Origin of the sequence: Azospirillum oryzae (assembly GCF_008364795.1) — a bacterium.
GTDB lineage: Bacteria > Pseudomonadota > Alphaproteobacteria > Azospirillales > Azospirillaceae > Azospirillum > Azospirillum oryzae.
The window spans coordinates 17,782-36,902 of the sequence record NZ_VTTM01000015.1 but is presented as its reverse complement, the minus strand read 5'-3'; the positions used below and the strand labels follow the sequence as shown (position 1 = coordinate 36,902).

The 19,121-nt window shown below is 66.9% G+C and carries 14 protein-coding genes; 10 read left to right on the top strand and 4 right to left on the bottom strand.

Features of this window, described 5'->3' with window-relative positions; translation table 11 throughout:
• Positions 1–90: 90 nt before the first annotated feature.
• The 9 genes from FZ938_RS27100 to glpK all read left to right on the top strand — a co-directional run bounded on the left by FZ938_RS27100 (position 91) and on the right by glpK (position 11,757).
• Entirely contained in the window at positions 91–1,842 is a 1,752-nt protein-coding gene (locus FZ938_RS27100) for a glycosyltransferase 61 family protein (protein WP_343287130.1), read from the top strand.
• Between the two features lie 367 nt (positions 1,843–2,209).
• Positions 2,210–3,832 carry a glycerol-3-phosphate dehydrogenase gene (gene glpD / locus FZ938_RS27095; protein ID WP_149201382.1) on the top strand — a complete coding sequence of 541 codons (1,623 nt, stop codon included), beginning with the start codon at positions 2,210–2,212 and terminating at the stop codon, positions 3,830–3,832.
• Positions 3,829–4,932 (top strand): ABC transporter ATP-binding protein, encoded by a 1,104-nt coding sequence (locus FZ938_RS27090; protein ID WP_149201381.1) that lies wholly within the window; start codon positions 3,829–3,831, stop codon positions 4,930–4,932. Before glpD ends, FZ938_RS27090 begins: the two co-directional genes overlap by 4 nt.
• Positions 4,933–4,946: 14 nt before the next feature.
• The gene (locus FZ938_RS27085) at positions 4,947–6,023 is read left to right on the top strand and encodes an ABC transporter ATP-binding protein (protein WP_149201380.1); all 1,077 of its coding nucleotides are present in this window, start codon (positions 4,947–4,949) and stop codon (positions 6,021–6,023) included.
• 14 nt (positions 6,024–6,037) lie between these two features.
• On the top strand, positions 6,038–6,913 hold the full coding sequence (locus FZ938_RS27080; protein WP_149201379.1) for a carbohydrate ABC transporter permease: 876 nt from the start codon (positions 6,038–6,040) through the stop codon (positions 6,911–6,913).
• Complete coding sequence (locus FZ938_RS27075; protein WP_174757420.1) at positions 6,910–7,779, top strand: carbohydrate ABC transporter permease; 870 nt, start codon at positions 6,910–6,912, stop codon at positions 7,777–7,779. The genes FZ938_RS27080 and FZ938_RS27075 overlap by 4 nt, the downstream gene beginning before the upstream one ends.
• A 15-nt stretch (positions 7,780–7,794) precedes the next feature.
• Positions 7,795–8,073 (top strand): DUF2160 domain-containing protein, encoded by a 279-nt coding sequence (locus FZ938_RS27070; RefSeq protein WP_244592272.1) that lies wholly within the window; start codon positions 7,795–7,797, stop codon positions 8,071–8,073.
• A 131-nt stretch (positions 8,074–8,204) separates the two neighbouring features.
• Entirely contained in the window at positions 8,205–9,968 is a 1,764-nt protein-coding gene (locus FZ938_RS27065; RefSeq protein WP_149201378.1) for an ABC transporter substrate-binding protein, read from the top strand.
• A 295-nt stretch (positions 9,969–10,263) separates the two neighbouring features.
• Positions 10,264–11,757, top strand: coding sequence for a glycerol kinase GlpK (gene glpK, locus FZ938_RS27060; RefSeq protein ID WP_149201377.1), 1,494 nt, complete (start codon positions 10,264–10,266; stop codon positions 11,755–11,757).
• 178 nt (positions 11,758–11,935) lie between these two features.
• Here glpK and FZ938_RS27055 read toward each other — a convergent pair whose 3' ends face one another.
• Entirely contained in the window at positions 11,936–13,561 is a 1,626-nt protein-coding gene (locus FZ938_RS27055) for a 3-(methylthio)propionyl-CoA ligase (protein WP_149201376.1), read from the bottom strand.
• Positions 13,546–14,007: a MerR family transcriptional regulator gene (locus FZ938_RS27050; RefSeq protein ID WP_149201375.1), complete on the bottom strand. Its 462-nt coding sequence runs from the start codon at positions 14,005–14,007 to the stop codon at positions 13,546–13,548. The genes FZ938_RS27055 and FZ938_RS27050 overlap by 16 nt, the downstream gene beginning before the upstream one ends.
• 204 nt (positions 14,008–14,211) lie before the next feature.
• Between FZ938_RS27050 and FZ938_RS27045 the strand changes: the two genes are divergently transcribed.
• Positions 14,212–15,912 carry a glycosyltransferase family 39 protein gene (locus tag FZ938_RS27045; protein WP_174757418.1) on the top strand — a complete coding sequence of 567 codons (1,701 nt, stop codon included), beginning with the start codon at positions 14,212–14,214 and terminating at the stop codon, positions 15,910–15,912.
• A 15-nt stretch (positions 15,913–15,927) separates the two neighbouring features.
• On the opposite strand, the gene FZ938_RS27040 is transcribed toward FZ938_RS27045, so the two are convergent.
• Positions 15,928–17,313 (bottom strand): sigma-54-dependent transcriptional regulator, encoded by a 1,386-nt coding sequence (locus FZ938_RS27040; RefSeq protein ID WP_149201373.1) that lies wholly within the window; start codon positions 17,311–17,313, stop codon positions 15,928–15,930.
• A gap of 7 nt (positions 17,314–17,320) precedes the next feature.
• Entirely contained in the window at positions 17,321–19,111 is a 1,791-nt protein-coding gene (locus FZ938_RS27035; protein WP_149201372.1) for a sensor histidine kinase, read from the bottom strand.
• Positions 19,112–19,121 lie beyond the last annotated feature (10 nt).

Genomic DNA, 19,121 nt, shown 5'->3' with positions numbered 1-19,121 from the left:
ATAACCCGGGCATCGATCGAGCCAGTATTCCATACAGCCCGACAATCGGGGTAAGGTGCGGGGTAGAATCAAACTTTTATATTATCGGAAATGATCTCGAACCCGACCGATCTCCTGACCACCGCCCTTGCACATCATCAAGCCGGGCGATTGGGCGAGGCCGAGCAGCTCTACAAAATCGTATTGTGCCATTCGCCTTTTGATTTCAATGCTCTGCATTGCCTGGGGCTGGTGCGCTGGCGGTCCGGAGATCCGCAGGCGGGGGCTGCGCTGATGCAGCGGGCGATTGCCGTCAACCCATGGTTCGACGCGCCTTTCATCAATCTGGGCAATCTGTACCGCAGCCTGAGCCAGCCGGAAACCGCCGCCCGGTGGTATGAGCGCGGCCTTGCCGCCAGTCCCGGCTCCATGCCCCTGCGCGAGCTGTATTGCGCCCAGGCGCTCAATATGGCTCTTTCAGCTCACATGCGGAACGACATGGACGCTGCCGGGCCCTGGCTTCGCAGCGCACTTCTCGGGCTGGCCAACGCCCCGACTATGAACCAGCAACTCTACGACCTGTTCCAGCGGCACATCCGGATCGCCTTGCTCACGGGTTGGCGCGACTTGGCCGAAGACTGCGTCCGTGTGAAGAACCGCTATGATTTTCGCACCGTGGCGGAAAGCGACATCGACATTTTCACGGTCGATATCCACGAGTTTCCGGATTGGTGCGCCGCCGCCGGACTGTCCGCCCACATCTGGCAGCCCGAGGCCCAACCGGTGCCGCAGGCGGCATACGAGGATTATCCCGCTTACCTGCACCGTTATCTCGACGACCTGCCGGCTCTCGGCGCGGCGCCGGTCGGGGTGGCGTTCGACGCCAGGATCGAGGTGATCCAGGGGTTTTACGTCAAGGACAACTTCGAAAGTTTCATCCTGGCCGATCGCCGGCACATGCTTCGCGAAAGCAAGGACAGCGTGGTGAACGGCGGCAATGTGCCGCTGGTCGGGGTGACGCCCGAACTGGTGAGTGGAGCGATCCGCCTGCCGCGCCCGCTCTACCGGGTGGTCGACATTCCGGAACGCGCGATCTTCGTACGCTCGACCCCCAATTACTGGCACTTCATGGTCGATGTGCTGCCGATGCTGATTGCCTGCACCCGGGTTCCGGAGGCACAGGATCTGCCGGTCATCCTGTTCGACGTACGCGAGTATCAGTACGAAATGCTCGAACTGGTCGGCATCCGGCGCGAACGCATCGTCGACATGCGCCGCACCCTCGGCCATGAAGGCACGTTTTCGCTCTACCGTTTCGACCGGGCGGTGGTGCCGTCGCCGGTCTCCTATCCCGTCGCCTATCGCTGGCTGCGCGAGGTGATGCTGGCGCGGATCCGGCCCGACCGCGGCCCCTTGCCCCGGCGCGTCTTCCTGTCCCGCCGGAACTCGTATCCGAAACATCGCATCGCCAACGACGCCGCGGTGGGCGACCTGCTGGCCGGCTACGGTTTCGAGGTGGTTCCGCCGGAGTCGCTGAACGTCCTGGAAACGATCGAGCTTGTCGCGCAGGCCGAGATCGTGGTCGCACCGATCGGCGCCGGCACCTCCAATCATGTCTACCTATCGCCCAACGCCACTTGGATTCACCTGAACAACCCGGACTTCTTCCATCCGGACTCTTCCTGGAACATCCAGATGGGGACGCAGGCCACGCTGATCGGGCATTTCAGCCAGTTGACCGGGAGCTTCGCCGGCGATCCGGTCGAATATTCGGAGCGTCTGGTCGACAGGCTGGATGTTCCCGTCGACATCGACCTCGCCGCCCTGGCCCGTCTTGTCGAGGAAGCGATTGCCCGCCTGTAACGGATCGCCTGTAACGGATCGAACGTCGTCTGTTTGCTAGACAACGTCCGGAAGCCGCCGCCGGACCGACGTTGCGGCTGACGGGAAATCTCCAGCCCGGGCGTCGGCAAGCCTGACGCTTTGTGGGCACGGACCGTTCCGCCGCTTGGACGTGGTAACCCGATCGCACCGGAAACGCAGTTGGAATCCGTGCCATAGCTGGCTTCGCGCCCGTTTTCCGATAGGAAAACGGCAGGATCCGGCGTAGCCTCAAAAACATGATCCGTTGAACAAACATTTTCCTTTTCAAACGCGAACGAACATTCTATGTTCCGAAACGAAAGCGGCCGGGTTCGCAAGGAACCGGCGCGGTACGGAGAGGAACCCAATGGCAAACGCGAGCCCTGCAGGAACGGACGGCCGGCCCGGTGCAGGCGGACCCGGTGCTGCCGGTTCCGTGGTGGCCGACCTTCTGATCGTCGGCGGCGGCGTGAACGGGGCGGGCATCGCCCGCGATGCGGTCGGGCGCGGGATGTCGGTGGTGCTGTGCGAACAGGGCGACCTCGCGGGCGCCACCTCGTCCGCCAGCACCAAGCTGATCCACGGCGGCCTGCGCTATCTCGAATATTACGAATTCCGTCTGGTGCGGGAAGCTCTGCAGGAGCGCGAGGTTCTGTTGCGCGCCGCTCCGCACATCATCTGGCCGCTGCGTTTCGTTCTGCCCCATGACAGCAGCATGCGCCCGGCCTGGATGGTGCGCATCGGCCTGTTCCTTTACGATCATCTGGGAAAGCGCAAGCTGCTGCCGGGATCGCACGGGGTCGATCTGACCAGCGCGCCGGCTGGAAAGCCGCTGTCGGGCGGTTTCACCAAGGCGTTCGAATATTCGGACTGCTGGGTGGAGGACAGCCGGCTTGTCGTGCTGAACGCGATGGATGCGAAGGCGCGTGGGGCGGAAATCCTGACCCGCACTCGCTGCGAGAAGGCTGAGCGGCGCGACGGGCTGTGGGAAGCGACGCTGGTCGACGTGGCCACGGGCGCCACCCGCACCGTCCGCGCCCGCGCCCTGGTCAATGCCGCCGGTCCCTGGGTGCGCGAGATGATCGCCAAGCGCACCGGCGTCACCGTCGACAAGTCGGTGCGTCTGGTCAAGGGCAGCCACATCGTCGTGCGCAAGATGTTCGAAGGTGAACACGCCTACATCTTCCAGAACGATGACCGCCGCATCGTCTTCGCCATCCCCTACGAGCGCGATTTCACCCTGATCGGCACCACCGACCTCGATTATTCGGGCGATCCCGGCGCGGTGGCGATCGCCCCGGACGAAATCGCCTATATGTGCCGGGCGGTGTCGCGCTACTTCGCCAAGCCGGTGAGCGAGAGCGACGTGGTGTGGACCTACAGCGGCGTCCGGCCGCTGTTCGACGACGCCAGCGGCAACGCCTCGGCCGTCACCCGCGACTATGTGCTGGAGATGGACGAGCCGGCCGGTCAGGCGCCGATGCTGTCGATCTTCGGCGGCAAGATCACCACCTTCCGCCGGCTGGCGGAGGAGGCGACGGAGAAGCTGGGCCGGGCGCTCGGCAAGGACGGCGCCACCTGGACCGCGAATGTGCCGCTTCCCGGCGGCGACATCGCCGACGCCGACTTCGCCGGCTTCCTGGCCGGTCTGAAGCGGCGCCGGCCCTGGCTGCCCGATGCGCTGGCCCTGCGGCTGGCGCGGGCCTACGGCACGCGGGTGGAGCGGCTGCTGGGCGCGGCCCAGGGGCTGGACGATCTGGGCATCGATTTCGGGGGCGGCGTCTTTGAAGCCGAACTCGACTATGCCGCGCGGGAGGAGTTCGCCATGACCGGCGACGACTTCCTGTGGCGGCGCTCCAAACTTGGGCTGCACCTGGACGCTGCGATCCGGGACGCCATCGGCGGCTGGTTCGACCGGCGCCGCGAAGCTACGGCCAACAGGGACACGGGCGAAAACCCCGGCCTGCGGTCGATGGGAGGAATGCGGTGACACTCACACTGGAAGGCGTGGCCAAGCGCGTCGGCGCCGAGCAGCATCTCCACCCCCTGTCGCTGGAGCTGCAAGCCGGCAGCTTCAACGTCCTGCTGGGGCGGACGCTGGCCGGCAAGACGACGCTGATGCGGCTGATGGCCGGGCTGGACAAGCCGACCGCCGGGCGCATGCTGGAAAACGGCAAGGACGTCACCGGCACGTCGGTGCGCCATCGCGATGTGGCGATGGTCTATCAGCAGTTCATCAACTACCCGGCGATGACGGTCTACGAGAACATCGCCTCGCCGCTGCGCCGCCAGGGCAAGGACAAGGCGGAGATCGACGCCAAGGTGCGGCGCACCGCGGCCATGCTGCGGATCGAACCTTATCTGGAGCGCCTGCCGGCCGAACTGTCGGGCGGACAGCAGCAGCGCTGCGCCATCGCCCGCGCCCTGGTGAAGGGCGCCGGCCTGCTGCTGCTCGACGAGCCGCTGGTCAACCTGGACTACAAGCTGCGCGAGGAACTGCGCGCCGAACTGCGCGACATCTTCGCGGACGGCAAGACCACGGTGGTCTACGCCACCACCGAACCGCAGGAGGCGCTGATCCTCGGCGGCAACGTCACGGTGCTGCATGAGGGGCGGATGCTGCAGACCGGGGCGACCGGCGACGTGTTCCACACGCCGGCCTCGCTGGAATGCGCGCAGGTGTTCAGCGACCCGCCGATGAACGTAGTGGACGCGATCCTGACCAACGACCGCGTCGCCCTGTCCGACGGCACCAGCCTGCCCTTGTCGGCCCATGACCGCAACCTGCCGGCCGGCCCCTGCAAGGTCGGCATCCGTGCCAACCACCTGACGGTGCTGCGGCGGAGCGAGCGGCTGGTTCCGATCAAGGGCCGGGTCGCCCTGTCGGAGATCAGCGGATCGGAGACCTTCGTCCATCTGCGCCACGGCGACACCACGCTGGTCGCGCGGGAGGAGGGGGTGCACAGCCATCCCATCGGCAGCGACATCCAGGTCTATGCCGATCCCGACCGCATCTTCGTCTTCTCCACCGCCGGGCAGCTGGTGGCGGCACCCAACTGGCGGCGCGGCGCGCTGCGCAACATCGCTTAAGGGGGGCGGGAGCGATGGCGACCATCCAATTCGACAATCTCGGCCACTCCTATCACCCGCACCCCAGCAAGCCGGAGGATTATGCGCTCCGCCGCCTGTCGCAGGAGTGGGAGGACGGCAAGGCCTATGCGCTGCTGGGGCCGTCGGGCTGCGGCAAGTCCACGCTGCTGAACATCATCTCCGGCCTGCTGGTGCCCAGCGAGGGACGGGTGCTGTTCGACGGGCTGGACGTCACCCGCTGCACCCCGGAAGAGCGCAACATCGCCCAGGTGTTCCAGTTCCCGGTCATCTACGACACCATGACGGTGTACGAGAACCTCGCCTTCCCGCTGCGCAACCGCAAGGTTCCGGCCGCGGATGTCGACCGCCGCGTGCGGCAGGTGGCGGAGGCGCTGGACCTGACCGACGATCTGAAGAAGCGCGCCCAGCGGCTGACGCCGGACGCCAAGCAGAAGATCTCGATGGGCCGGGGCCTCGTGCGCTCCGACGTGGCGGCCATCCTGTTCGACGAGCCGCTGACCGTCATCGACCCGCACACCAAGTGGATCCTGCGGCGCAAGCTGCGCCAGATCCATGAGGAATACCGCCTGACCATGATCTACGTGACCCACGACCAGGTGGAGGCGCTGACCTTCGCCGACAAGGTCGCGGTGATGTACGAGGGCGCCATGGTCCAGCTCGGCACCCCGCAGGAGCTGTTCGAGAACCCTGAGCACACCTTCGTCGGCTATTTCATCGGCAGCCCCGGCATCAACCTGATGCCCTGCACGCTGGGCAACGACCATGCGCTGGTCGATGGCATCGCCATCCCGCTGCCCGACCGCGCCGTGCCTGCGGTGGGGGGCAAGTTCGAACTGGGCATCCGGCCGGAATTCCTGGAGTTGACCCGCAGCGGCAGCGCAGGCGCCATCCCGGTGCAGGTCACCGGCGTCGACGACCTCGGTACCTCCAAGCTGGCGACGGTGCGGCTGGGCAACCATACGCTGAAGGCGCGGCTGAGCGAGGATCAGGAAATCCCGGCGCTGGACGCCGCCATCCGTTTCCCCAACCGGTGGACCAAGCTCTACCGCGACAGCCATCTGGTCGGTTGAAGGAGCCATGAGCCATGGATAAGGTCCAGGACAACCGGGCTTGGTTCCTGATCATCCCGGTCTTTCTGATCGTCGCCTTCAGCGCGGTGATCCCGCTGATGACGGTGGTCAATTATTCGGTGCAGGAGATCTTCGGCCCCGGCCAGACCTTCTTCGTCGGCACCGAATGGTTCGAGGCGGTGCTGAAGGACGACCGGTTGCACGACGCGCTGGTCCGTCAGATCATCTATTCGCTGGCGGTGCTGCTGATCGAGATCCCCTTGGGCATCCTGATCGCGCTCGGCATGCCCGGCGGTCGCAGCGCCAAGACGTCGCTGACGCTGGTGCTGCTGGCCCTGCCGCTGCTGATCCCCTTCAACGTGGTCGGCACCATCTGGCAGATCTTCGGGCGCGGTGACATCGGTCTGCTGGGCGCCACCTTCCGCGCCCTCGGCATCGACTACAACTACACCAACAACTCGGCCCATGCCTGGATCACCGTGCTGGTGATGGACGTCTGGCACTGGACCAGCCTTGTGGCCCTGCTGTGCTACGCCGGCCTGCAGTCGATCCCGCCGGCCTTCTATCAGGCGGCCAAGATCGACGGCGCGTCGAAATGGGCGGTGTTCCGTTACATCCAGCTGCCGAAGATGCGCGGCGTCCTGATCATCGCGGTGCTGCTGCGCTTCATGGACAGCTTCATGATCTACACCGAGCCCTTCGTGCTGACCGGCGGCGGCCCCGGCAACTCCACCACCTTCCTCAGCCAGTATCTGACGCAGATGGCGGTGGGGCAGTTCGACATCGGCAAGGCGGCGGCCTTCTCCATCGTCTACTTCCTGATCGTGCTGCTGTTCAGTTTCATCTTCTACACGATCATCACCCGCACCGGAGAGGGAGAGAAGAAATGAGCAAGGCTGCGGTTCTCGCTCCCGGTGCGCTGGCGGCGCCGGCCAACATCCGCCGCTCCTCGGCGCGGGTTTCGAACAGGACGATCGTTCTGGTCTGCTACATCATCTTCCTCATGCTGCCCATCTACTGGATGGTCAACATGTCCTTCAAGACGAACGAGGAGATCCTGTCGGGCCTGACGCTGTATCCGCACAACCCGACGCTGCGCAATTACGCCGTCATTTTCACCGATCCCAGCTGGTACAGCGGCTACATCAACTCGATCTATTATGTGACGCTGAACACCATCATCTCGCTGACGGTGGCGCTGCCCGCGGCCTACGCCTTCTCGCGCTACCGCTTCATCGGCGACAAGCACGTCTTCTTCTGGCTGCTGACCAACAAGATGGCACCGCCGGCAGTGTTCCTGCTGCCCTTCTTCCAGCTGTACCAGACGGTCGGGCTGTTCGACACGCACATCGCGGTGGCGCTGGCCCATTGCCTGTTCAACGTGCCGCTGGCGGTCTGGATCCTGGAGGGCTTCATGTCCGGCGTGCCGCGCGAGATCGACGAGATGGCCTACATCGACGGCTACAGCTTCCCGCGCTTCTTCGGCACGGTGTTCCTGCCGATGATCCGGGCCGGCGTCGGCGTCACCGCCTTCTTCTGCTTCATGTTCAGCTGGGTCGAGCTGCTGCTGGCCCGCACGCTGACCTCGGTCGATGCCAAGCCGATCGCCGCGACCATGACCCGCACCGTCAGCGCGTCGGGCATGGACTGGGGCCTGCTGGCCGCCGCCGGCGTGCTGACCATCCTGCCGGGCGCGCTGGTGATCTGGTTCGTCCGCAACTACATCGCCAAGGGCTTTGCCCTGGGCCGCGTCTAAGGGAGGGCTCGCGTCATGGATATGGACTGGATGGCGTGGACCACGCCGACCGCGATCTTCTTCCTCTGCATCGCCCTGATGCTGGCCGGCATGACGGTTTGGGAGGTGGTGTCGCCGACGGTGGAGGCCAAGGGCTTCCTGCCGATGCGCACCACCCGCGGCGACCGCCTGTTCATCGGTCTGCTCGGCAGCGCCTTCATCCATCTGGGTTGGCTCGCCGCGACCGACGCGTCGCTGTGGGGCGCCTCCGCGGTCGCGCTGGTCTGGATCGCGCTGGTGATCCGCTTCGGCTGAGGGGAAACCAGAGTTTTCAAGGGTTCCGTCACCGTTGCCGAGGCGGCGGATGACGAAGTGAGCGGCTGTTCCGCCGGTAAGAGCAATACGAAACGTCAACCCGACACCAAGTCGATCAAGTGGGAGGAAGCATGCTTCAGCACCAGACTCTGCGGCGCCGCCTGACCGGGGCCGTGATGGCCGGCGGCATCGGCGTTCTGCTGGCGATGGCCTCTGCGGCCCCGTCCGCCGCCATGACGCCGGACCAGGAAGCCGTCGCCAAGCGCATCATCGAGGAACTCCAGCCCTCCACGCTCTCCAAGGACGAGCAGATGAAGGAACTGGAATGGTTCGTGAAGGCGGCCGAGCCGTACAAGGGCATGGAGATCAACGTCGTCTCCGAGACGCTGACGACGCACGAGTTCGAATCGAAGACGCTTGCCAAGCTGTTCAGCGAGCTTACGGGCATCAAGCTGAAGCACGACCTGATCCAGGAAGGCGACGTCATCGAGAAGCTGCAGACGCAGATGCAGTCGGGCCGCAACGTCTATGACGCCTACGTCAACGACAGCGACCTGATCGGCACCCACGTCCGCTATGGTCAGGCCGTCGCCCTGTCCGACTTCATGGCCGGCGAGGGCAAGGACGTCACCCTGCCGACGCTGGACGTGAAGGACTTCATCGGCACCAGCTTCACCACCGGTCCGGACGGCAAGCTCTACCAGCTGCCCGACCAGCAGTTCGCCAACCTCTACTGGTTCCGCGCCGACTGGTTCGCCCGTCCGGACCTGAAGGAGAAGTTCAAGGCCAAGTACGGCTATGATCTCGGCGTGCCGCTCGACTGGTCGGCCTACGAGGACATCGCCGACTTCTTCACCAACGACGTGAAGGAGATCGACGGCGTCCGCGTCTACGGCCACATGGATTACGGCAAGAAGGACCCGTCGCTCGGCTGGCGCTTCACCGATGCCTGGCTGTCGATGGCCGGCGCCGGCGACAAGGGCCTGCCGAACGGCAAGCCGGTGGACGAATGGGGCATCCGCGTCGAGGGCTGCCGCCCGGCCGGCGCCTCGGTCAAGCGCGGCGGCGACACGAACGGCCCGGCCGCCGTCTATTCGCTGACCAAGTACATCGACTGGCTGAAGAAGTATGCGCCGCCGGAAGCCGCCGGCATGACCTTCTCCGAAGCCGGCCCGGTGCCGGCCCAGGGTGCGGTCGCGCAGCAGATCTTCTGGTACACCGCCTTCACCGCCGACATGACCAAGAAGGGCCTGCCGGTCGTCAACGAGGATGGTTCGCCGAAGTGGCGCATGGCCCCCTCGCCGCATGGCCCCTACTGGGAAGAGGGCATGAAGCTGGGTTACCAGGACGTCGGCTCCTGGACGCTGCTGAAGTCCACGCCGCTGGAACGCCGCAAGGCCGCCTGGCTCTATGCCCAGTTCACCGTGTCGAAGACCGCGTCGCTGAAGAAGACGCTGGTCGGCCTGACGCCGATCCGCGAAAGCGACATCCAGTCCGAGGCGATGACCAAGGTCGCGCCGCAGCTGGGTGGTCTGGTCGAGTTCTACCGCAGCCCGGCCCGCGTCGCCTGGACGCCGACCGGCACCAACGTGCCGGACTATCCGAAGCTGGCCCCGCTGTGGTGGCAGAACATCGCCGAGGCGGTCACGGGTGAGCGCACCCCGCAGCAGGCGATGGACAATCTGGCCGACCAGATGGAGCAGGTCATGGCCCGCATGGAGCGCGCCAAGATCGGCGGCGAGTGCGCCCCGCAGCTGAACAAGCCGGAGGACGCCAAGGTCTGGTTCGACAAGCCGGGCGCGCCGAAGCCGAAGCTGGCCAACGAGAAGCCGAAGGGCGAGACCGTTGCCTATGACGACCTGCTGAAGGCCTGGAAGGAAGGCCGCGCCCGCTGATCCGGGTTGCGGTGACGGGTTCGCCCCTCCGGTATCCATCCTGGTTGCGCCGGAGGTGACCCTGGGGCGGCGGCCCTTCTTTCAAAGGCAGGACGCCGCCCCGATTTTTTGTTTCCCTGAATATCCCCTCTCCCCCCCGGGGAGAGGGTTAGGGTGAGGGGGATGCACAGCGTGTCTTTCGATAGTTGAAGCCGCTCCGCATTCCTTGAAAAATCACGTTATGCATCCCCCTCACCCCGACCCTCTCCCCGGGGGGAGAGGGAGGAAGCCCAAGAAATCACGAGGGAACGCTTCCATGAGCAAGGCCAGCCATATCCTCGCCATCGACCAGGGCACCACCTCGTCGCGGGCGATCCTGTTCGATGGCAGGGGGACTCCGCTGGCCGAGGCGCGGCGCGAGTTTCCTCAGCATTACCCCGGCGACGGCTGGGTGGAGCATGACCCGGCCGACATCCTGCGCGACGTCCGTACCGTGGCGCGCGAGGCGGTGGAGAAGGCCGGGGTCGATGTCGCGTCCATCGCCGCCATCGGCATCACCAACCAGCGCGAGACCGCCGTGGTGTGGGATCGCGCCACCGGCGAGCCGATCCACCGCGCCATCGTCTGGCAGGACCGCCGCACCGCGCCGCTCTGCCACGATCTGGTCGCCGCCGGCCATGCCGAGCTGGTGCGGTCAAAGACCGGCCTGCTGATCGACGCCTATTTCTCCGCCACCAAGATCGCCTGGATCCTCGACCATGTGCCGGGCGCCCGGGCGCGGGCCGAACGTGGCGAGCTGTGCTTCGGCACCATCGACAGTTTCCTGATCTATCACCTGACCGGGCGGCAGGTGCATGCGACCGACGCGACCAACGCCTCGCGCACCATGCTGTTCGACATCCATACCCAGGATTGGGACGACGAACTGCTGGCGCTGTTCCGGGTGCCGCGCGCCATGCTGCCGCGCGTGCTGGACAGCTCCGACGATTTCGGCGCTACCGAGCCGGAACTGCTCGGCCGGCCGGTCCCCATCGCCGGCGTGGCGGGCGACCAGCAGGCGGCGGCCTTCGGGCAGGCCTGCCTGATGCCGGGCATGGCCAAATCGACCTACGGCACCGGCTGCTTCGCGCTGATCAACACCGGTGAGACGCCGGTGGTGTCGAAGAACCGGCTGCTGACCACCGTCGCCTATCGGCTGAACAGCAAGACATCCTACGCGCAGGAAGGCTCGATCTTCGTGGCGGGCGCGGCGATCAAGTGGCTGCGCGATGGCATCGGCATCATCACCCACGCCAGCCAGACCGACGACATGGCGACCCGCGTGCCCGACAGCCACGGCGTCTATTTCGTCCCGGCCTTCGTCGGACTGGGCGCCCCGCACTGGGATTCGGATTCCCGCGCCGCGATCTTCGGCATGACGCTGGATGTCGGCCCCGCCCATATCGCCCGCGCGGCGCTGGAGGCGGTGGCCTTTCAGACCCGCGACCTGATGGAGGCGATGGCCGGCGATTGGGGCGGCACCATCAACGCGCTGCGCATCGACGGCGGCATGGCGGCCAACGACTGGCTCTGCCAGTTCCTGGCCGACCTGCTGAACATGCCGGTCGAACGGCCGAAGGTGATCGAGACCACGGCGCTGGGTGCCGCCTGCCTCGCGGCGCTGCGGGTCGGTGTGTTCGACGGTTTGGACTCGGTGTCCGACGCCTGGCGCAGCGAGCGTCGGTTCGAACCGCGGATGGAGCAGGGCAAGCGCGACCGCCTCTATGGCGGCTGGCGCGACGCCGTGGCGCGGGTGCGGTCGGAGCGCTGAAACAGCCTCGATGGCGTGAAATTGCTGAGAGTGTGGCGCAGACGAACAAGTCGCCTCTTTCGTCAGCCTGTAGATTGACCTTGGTTGCGCGCTCCTCCCTCGGGTGCGTCGTCCTCGCCACTCCCGCGAGGACACTGGGCCGGACGGTTCATGCCGTCCGGCCCGTTTTCTTTTTGGATCACACCCCGTCCAGGCTGGTCAGCATGTGGCGGATCTCGCTTTTCAGCAGCTTGCCGGTGGCGGTGTGGGGCAGGCTGTCGACGAAGCGGACGTCGTCGGGGATGCACCATTTCGCCACCTTGCCGTCGAAGACCGCCAGCAGTTCCTCGCGGGTCAGGGTGGAGTCCGGCTTGCGGACGATGACCAGCACCGGGCGCTCCCCCCATTTCTCGTCGGGGACGGCGACGGCGGCTGCTTCCTGCACGCCCGGATGGCCGACGGCGATGTTCTCCAGGTCGATGGAGCTGATCCATTCGCCACCGGACTTGATGACGTCCTTGGTGCGGTCGACGATCTGGACATAGCCGTCGGCGTCCATCGTCACCACGTCGCCGGTTTCGAACCAGCCCGGCACCGTCTGGTGGGCGGGGCTTTCCGTCACGCCGAAATAGCCGGAGCAGACGGTGGGCCCGCGCACCAGCAGCCGGCCGAAGCTGGTGCCGTCGCGCGCCACGTCGTTGCCGTTGCCGTCGACCACGCGGAACTGCACGCCGCAGATCGGCCGACCCTGCTTGGAGGCGAGCGCCAGCGCCGCGTCGGCGTCCAGTCCGCGATGCTTGCCCTTCGGCATGTTGGCGAGGCCGAGCGGGCTGGTCTCCGTCATGCCCCAGGCATGCAGAACCTCCACGCCCATCTCCTGGAAGCGCTGGATCATCACCGGCGGACAGGCGGAGCCGCCGATGGCGATGCGGCGCATGGTCGTGAGTTTCTTCCTGTTGGCGTCCAGCCAGTTCAGCAGGGCCAGCCACACGGTCGGGACGCCGGCGGTGTTGGTGACCTTTTCGCTTTCGAACAGTTCGTACAGGCTGGCGCCGTCCAGCTTGCCGCCTGGAAAGACCAGCTTGGCGCCGACCATCGGCGCGGCATAGGGCACGCCCCAGGCGTTGACGTGGAACATCGGCACCACCGGCAGCACGACGTCCGACGCCGACAGGCCGAACACGTCCGGCATGCAGGCGGCCATGGCATGCAGGTAGGAGGAGCGGTGGCTGTACAGCACACCCTTCGGGTTGCCGGTGGTGCCGGAGGTGTAGCACATGCCGCAGGCGGTGTTCTCGTCCAACTCCGGCCAGTCGAAGCTGTCGGGCTGCTCTGCCAGCAGATCCTCGTAGCACAGCAGGTTGGGCAGGCTGGAGGCCGGCATGTTGGCCCGGTCGGTCATCACGACGATGCCCTTCAGCCCGGTCAGCTCGTGGGCGATGCCCTCCAGCAGCGGCACAAAGGTGAGGTCGGTGAACAGCAGCCGGTCTTCGGCGTGGTTGACGATGTAGGCGATCTGTTCCGGGAACAGGCGCGGATTGATGGTGTGGCAGACCATGCCCGAGCCGCCGATGCCGTAATAGCATTCCAGATGGCGGTAGCCGTTCCAGGCCAGCGTGCCGATGCGGTCGCCCGGCTGCATCCCCAGTGCCGCCAGCGCGTTGGCCAGCTTCTGGGCGCGGACCCAGGCGTCGGCGTAGGTGTAGCGGTGGATCGGCCCCTCCGTGGTGCGCGACACGATTTCGGTGTCGGCATGGTAGAGCGCCGCGTGACGCAGGATCGACGTCACCAGCAGCGGGCCATTCATCATCATTCCGCGCAGCATCGTTTCACTCCCGGTTCATTTCTCTTCTGTGTGGGCACGGTCTGCATTGGGTCGTCGTCGGGCAGGCAGGCGGCCAGCCGCCGTTCGGCATCGGCCTCCATCGTCTTCAGCTCAAGGATCACCTCGGCGATTTCCGCCTGCATGCGCTCAAGCTCGGTCAGGCGGGCGCGGATCTTGCGCAGGCCGTCGCGGTATTGCCCGGCGCTGGGCCGGCCGGAGCGGTAATGGGCAAGGTATTCGGCGATCTGTTCCAGCGAGAAGCCGACCCGTCGGAATTTGAGAATCAGCATCAGCCGGGCACGGTCGCGGTAGGTGAACACCCGCCGCCCCCCGGCCCGTTGCGGCGCCAGCAGCCCCTTTTCCTCGTAAAAGCGCAACGCCTGCGGCGTGAGGTCGAACTCCGCCGCCAGCTCCGTCACGCCATACACCCGATCCCGTTCGGTCATGGACAATCCCCTGCGCCAATGATTTCGCCATGGGCACAGGGGGGAAGTCAACGTCAATCAGCTAAAGCGTACTTTATGTCGCGTCTTGAGGAGCGTCTGCGCATCCACGGTCATGTCAGAGATTTCACATGACAAGTTGGGATGACCGATGCTTTCTGCAGATCGGCCAGGGGTGGCTTGCGGACGGGAAGCGGGGAGCCGGGCGTGAAGGGGAAGAGCAGCGTTTTGCGCCGGCTGACCGGCGAGCCGTGGGATATTGCCGCGGCGCTGGGATTGCTGGCCCTGATCGTGCTGGTCGCCGTCACCTTCCGGCAATACGGCATCTCCAACGACGAGGAGGTGCAGCATGTCTACGGCGCCAAGCTGATCGACTGGTACCGCAGCGGCTTCACCGACGATTCGGCCTTCACCTACAAGAACCTCTGTCTCTATGGCGGGCTGTTCGACATGGCGGCGGTGGCGCTGGCGCCGCTGCTGCCCTTCGACCCCTACGAGACGCGGCACCTGTTGTGCGCCCTGATCGGGGTGGCGGGGATCGCGGTGGTCTGGGGCGTCGGCCGCCGGGTCGCCGGACCGCGGGCCGGATTCCTGGCCGGGGCGCTGCTGGCACTGTGCGGTCCCTGGTATGGCGGGCTGTTCAACCACACCAAGGACGTGCCCTTCGCCGTGCTGATGATGGCGGCGGTGGCGATGCTGATCCGGCTGGTCGGGCAGATGCCGCGGCCCCGCTGGGGGACGGTTCTGGGATTCGGCGCCGTCGTCGGGCTGGCGCTGGGCATCCGGGTCGGGGCGCTGCTGGTGGCCGGCTATGCGGCGGCGGCGCTGGCGGGCTGGGTGGTGGTGGGCGGAGTCTCCGCCGCGCGGCTGCGCGATGCCGGCCAGGGGGGCTTGCGGCTGCTGCCGGCGCTGCCGGTCGCCTATGGGCTGATGGCGGTCTTCTGGCCCTGGGCGGTGCTGGAGCCGCTGAACCCGTTGCGGGCGCTGGCCGACTTCTCGCATTTCCATTACCCGATCCGCACCATGCTGGGCGGCACCGAATATTGGATGTACGAGGTGCCGCGCAGCTATCTGGTCTGGTATCTGGGGGTCAAGCTGCCGCTGGTGATGCTGGGCGGGGCGGCGCTGGGGTTGCTGGCGCTGCCGGTGATGATGTATCGCGACCGGCTGGCGGGTGACGACGGTCGGGTCCGCGCGGTCGGCTGCGGGCTGGTGGCGCTGGCGGCGCTGTTCCCGATCGCCTGGTTCACCGTCACCCATGCGCCGGGCTATACGGCGATCCGCCATTTCCTGTTCGTGCTGCCGCCGCTGGCGGTGCTGGGCGGCATCGGGCTGGACCGGCTGCTCGGCTGGGCCGGGGCCTGGCGGTTCGGCGTGTCGCAGCGGACCGGACGGGGGCTGTCGGCGGCGGCGCTGGCCGGTGTGGCGCTGGCGCTGGTGCTGGGCCGCGAGGCGACGGTCCTGGAGTCGCTGCATCCGGACGAATATGTCTATTTCAACGAGCTGGTCGGCGGCGTCGCCGGCGCGGTGCGCAAGTACGATGTCGATTACTGGGTCAACAGCCTGCCGGAAGCGGTCGAGGATCTGTCGGACGTGATCGCCGCCGAGGAGGCGCGCACCCACCATCACAAGACCTACAGCGTCGCCGTCTGCGCCGAGCCGCTGGCCTTTGAAAAGCTGGCGCCGGCCAACATGCGCTGGGTCACCGACTGGCACAAGGCGGACTTCTTCATCGCGCCGACGCAGGAGGATTGCGACGAACTGATGGCCGGCCCGACGGTGGCGGAGGTCGAACGCGATGGCGCCCTGCTGGCCGTGGTGAAGGATCTGCGCAAGCCGGCGGAACCGGCGGAAACAACCGTCGAAATGGCCCGCCTGCGCACCGGCCGCCACGTGCGGCATTGGTGACGGGACGCCTCGCCATCACCCCTTCGGCAGGAAGCGTGTGCGGTCCAGCCCGTGGCGGGCCATCTTCTCGTTCAGGGTGCGGCGCGGGATGTCCAGCAGGTCCATCACCGACTTGATGTCGCCCTTGCAGCGGTCCAGCGCCTGTTCGATCACCCGTTTCTCGAAGGCGTCGACCTGATCGGCGAGCGCCCGCGGTGACGCCGCCGCCTCTCCGCCGAGGGTGCGGCGGCGCAGCAGGCCGGCGACGCCGCTGCGCCCGACGGACAGGACATGGCGTTCGGCCAGATTGCGCAGTTCCCGCACATTGCCGGGCCAGTCATGGGCCAGCAGCGCGTCGATGTCGGCCGGTTCCAGCGGGCGCGGCTCGCGGCCATGGCGGGTGGCAAACTCCGCGGTGAAATAGTCGAACAGCAGCGGAATGTCCTCCGTCCGCGTCCGCAGCGGCGGGATGTGCAGCTCCGCCACATTGAGGCGGTAATAGAGGTCGGCGCGGAACCGCCCTTCCTCGCTGAGGTCGAGCAGGTCGATCTTGGTCGCCGCCACCAACCGCAGATCGACCGGAACCTGTTTGTTGGAGCCCAGCCGTTCGATGGTGCGTTCCTGCAGGGCACGCAGCAGTTTGACCTGGATGGCCAGCGGCATGCTCTCGATCTCGTCGAGGAACAGGGTACCGCCGCTGGAATGTTCCAGCTTGCCGGCGCGGCGCTGGGTGGCGCCGGTGAAGGCGCCGGGTTCATGCCCGAACAGCTCGCTTTCCGCCATGCTGTCGGGGATGGCGCCGCAATTGACGGCGACGAAGGCACCTTTCGCCCCCCTGGGGCCGAAATCATGCAGGCAGCGGGCGACCAGCTCCTTGCCCGTGCCGGTCTCGCCATGGATCAGCACGCTGGCACTGGTGGCGGCGAGGTCGATCAGGTCGCGCCGCAGTTCGGCGATGGCGGGGGAAGTGCCGATCAGCTTGGAGTCGATCCCACCGCCACCGGCCGCGCGGCGGCGTAGGCCGCGATTTTCCAGCACCAGCCGGCGCTTCTCCGCCGCGCGGCGGATGACGGCGACCAGATGGTCGGGTTCGAAGGGCTTTTCGATGAAGTCGTAGGCGCCGCGCCGCATCGCCTCCACCGCCAGCGCCACGTCGCCATGGCCGGTCACCAGGATCACCGGAAGGTCGGCGTCACGCTCCAGCGCCCGTTCCAGAACCGCCATGCCGTCCATCCGCGGCATCCGCACGTCGGTGACCAGCACGCCGGGAAAGTCGGGCGTCAGCAGGTCGAGCGCCGGCTGCGGCGTCTCGAAGCCCTGCGCGGCGAAGCCGGCCAGCTGCAGCCATTGCGTCACCGACACGCGCATCGCCAACTCGTCGTCGATGAACAGGACGGGGGTGGCGAGCGGATCGGTCTTCATCGGGCCCTCATTGTGCTTCCGGCAGCTGGATGACGAAACAGGCGCCGCCGTCGGGGTTGTTCTCCGCCCGCAGCGTGCCGCCGAAATCCCGCACGATGCCATAGGACAGCGACAGTCCCAGGCCAAGCCCCTGTCCGACCTCCTTGGTGGTGAAGAAGGGGTCGAACAGCTGGAACTGGTGCGCCTCGGCGATGCCGGTGCCGGTGTCGCGGATGCGGATCTCCCAGCCTTCCACAGTGCGGACGGCGGACAGGGTCAGGCGCCGCTCGTCGCACTCGGCCATCGCATCGGCGGCGTTGCGCAGCAGGTTGACGAAGACCTGTTCCAGCCGCACCGCGTCGCCGCGCACGCGGGCGTCGGGCGGAATGCTCTGCTCCACCTGCACCTCCTCCTCGCGCAGGCGGGGCGCCAGCAGGGCCAGCGCGCGGTCCATGGCGCGGGCGACCGGCACTGCCTCCACCCGCGCCGGACCCTTTCGGGCGAAGTCCTTCAGATGGCCGGAAAGCACCGCCATCCGTTCCGCCAGATCGCCGATCATGGCGAGGTTGTCGCGGACCATCGTCGTCTCTCCCCGCTCCGCCAGCAGCCGGGTGGAGGCGACGAAGGTGCGGATGGCGGCCAACGGCTGGTTGATCTCGTGCGCCAGCGCCGCCGACATCTGGCCCAGCGCCGCCAACTTGCCGGCCTGCACCAGTTCCTCCTGCGCCTCGCGCAGGACGCGGTTGGCGGTCAGCAGTTCTGCGGTGCGCTCCTCCACCCGGCGTTCCAGCGTCACCCGCGCCTCGTGCTGGAGCCGCAGGGTCTGACGCCGCTGCCAGCCCAGCGCCAGGGCGGCGGCCAGCAGCAGGATGCCCATCGCGGTCAGCACGGCTGCACCCGCCGCCTGCGCCTTCACCGGCTCCAGATCCGACAGGAAGCGGATGGTCCAGCCAAATTCCGGCAGGGGAAGTTCCTGCATCAGGTAGGCGTGGCGGGCGCCGTGTGCGAGCGGATCGGGCAGGCTGACTTGCCGGGCGCCGTTTTCCGCCGGCGGGCCGTCGCGCAGGCCAAGCGGGGCCGGATCGCTGCGGTCATATTGGCGGGTCTGCGCCAGCCGGGCCTTCACCGCGTCGGCCAGCGGACGCAAGGCGTGGTATTTCCAGTCGGCGTGGCTGGACAGGAAGACGATGCCGTTCTCGTCGGTGACCAGCACCCGCTCGCCACCGGCGGTCCAGTCGCGCTGCAGCGGTTCCAGATCGATCTTGACCACGGCAACGCCGATCAGAGCCTCCCCCCGCTGCACGGCGTGCGACAGGAAATAGCCGGGCAGGCCGGTGGTGACGCCGATGCCGAAGTAACGGCCGCTGCCGGATTCGACCGCCTGACGGAAATAGGGACGGAAATCATAGGTCTGGCCGACGAAGCTCTGCGCCGGATCGGCCCAGTTGCTGGCCGCCAGCGCGAGGCCCGAACGGTCCACCACATAGAGCGCCGCCGACCCCGCCGCCGCGTTCGCGGTCTCCAGCCGGCGGTTCACGGCGTCGCGCCGTGTCTCCGACGGGGCATCGAGCAGGTCCAGCACCTCATGGTCGCGGGCGACCAGAAAGGGGAGGTAGTCGTAGCGGCCGACCGCGTTGCGGATGCTGCTGGCATAGAGCCCCAGCCGCTGGTCGCCGTTCAGTGTCAGCGCCGCCCGCGCCTCCGCCTCCGCCCACCGATAGGCACCCCAGCAGGCCAGAGCCGTCACCGCGGCCAGCGCTGCGACGAGGATCGCCAGCCGGCGGTGGCGTAGCGAACGGAATGGGGCGGGATCGGCCATGTCCTGTCTA

Excerpts from the sequence above, each read along its gene's own strand:
- FZ938_RS27100 (WP_343287130.1), top strand. The coding sequence starts at position 91 with ATGATCTCGAACCCGACCGATCTCCTGACCACCGCCCTTGCACATCAT.
- glpD (WP_149201382.1), top strand. The coding sequence starts at position 2,210 with ATGGCAAACGCGAGCCCTGCAGGAACGGACGGCCGGCCCGGTGCAGGC.
- FZ938_RS27085 (WP_149201380.1), top strand. The coding sequence starts at position 4,947 with ATGGCGACCATCCAATTCGACAATCTCGGCCACTCCTATCACCCGCAC.
- FZ938_RS27080 (WP_149201379.1), top strand. The coding sequence starts at position 6,038 with ATGGATAAGGTCCAGGACAACCGGGCTTGGTTCCTGATCATCCCGGTC.
- FZ938_RS27075 (WP_174757420.1), top strand. The coding sequence starts at position 6,910 with ATGAGCAAGGCTGCGGTTCTCGCTCCCGGTGCGCTGGCGGCGCCGGCC.
- FZ938_RS27070 (WP_244592272.1), top strand. The coding sequence starts at position 7,795 with ATGGATATGGACTGGATGGCGTGGACCACGCCGACCGCGATCTTCTTC.
- FZ938_RS27065 (WP_149201378.1), top strand. The coding sequence starts at position 8,205 with ATGCTTCAGCACCAGACTCTGCGGCGCCGCCTGACCGGGGCCGTGATG.
- glpK (WP_149201377.1), top strand. The coding sequence starts at position 10,264 with ATGAGCAAGGCCAGCCATATCCTCGCCATCGACCAGGGCACCACCTCG.
- FZ938_RS27055 (WP_149201376.1), bottom strand. The coding sequence starts at position 13,561 with ATGCTGCGCGGAATGATGATGAATGGCCCGCTGCTGGTGACGTCGATC.
- FZ938_RS27050 (WP_149201375.1), bottom strand. The coding sequence starts at position 14,007 with ATGACCGAACGGGATCGGGTGTATGGCGTGACGGAGCTGGCGGCGGAG.
- FZ938_RS27040 (WP_149201373.1), bottom strand. The coding sequence starts at position 17,313 with ATGAAGACCGATCCGCTCGCCACCCCCGTCCTGTTCATCGACGACGAG.
- FZ938_RS27035 (WP_149201372.1), bottom strand. The coding sequence starts at position 19,111 with ATGGCCGATCCCGCCCCATTCCGTTCGCTACGCCACCGCCGGCTGGCG.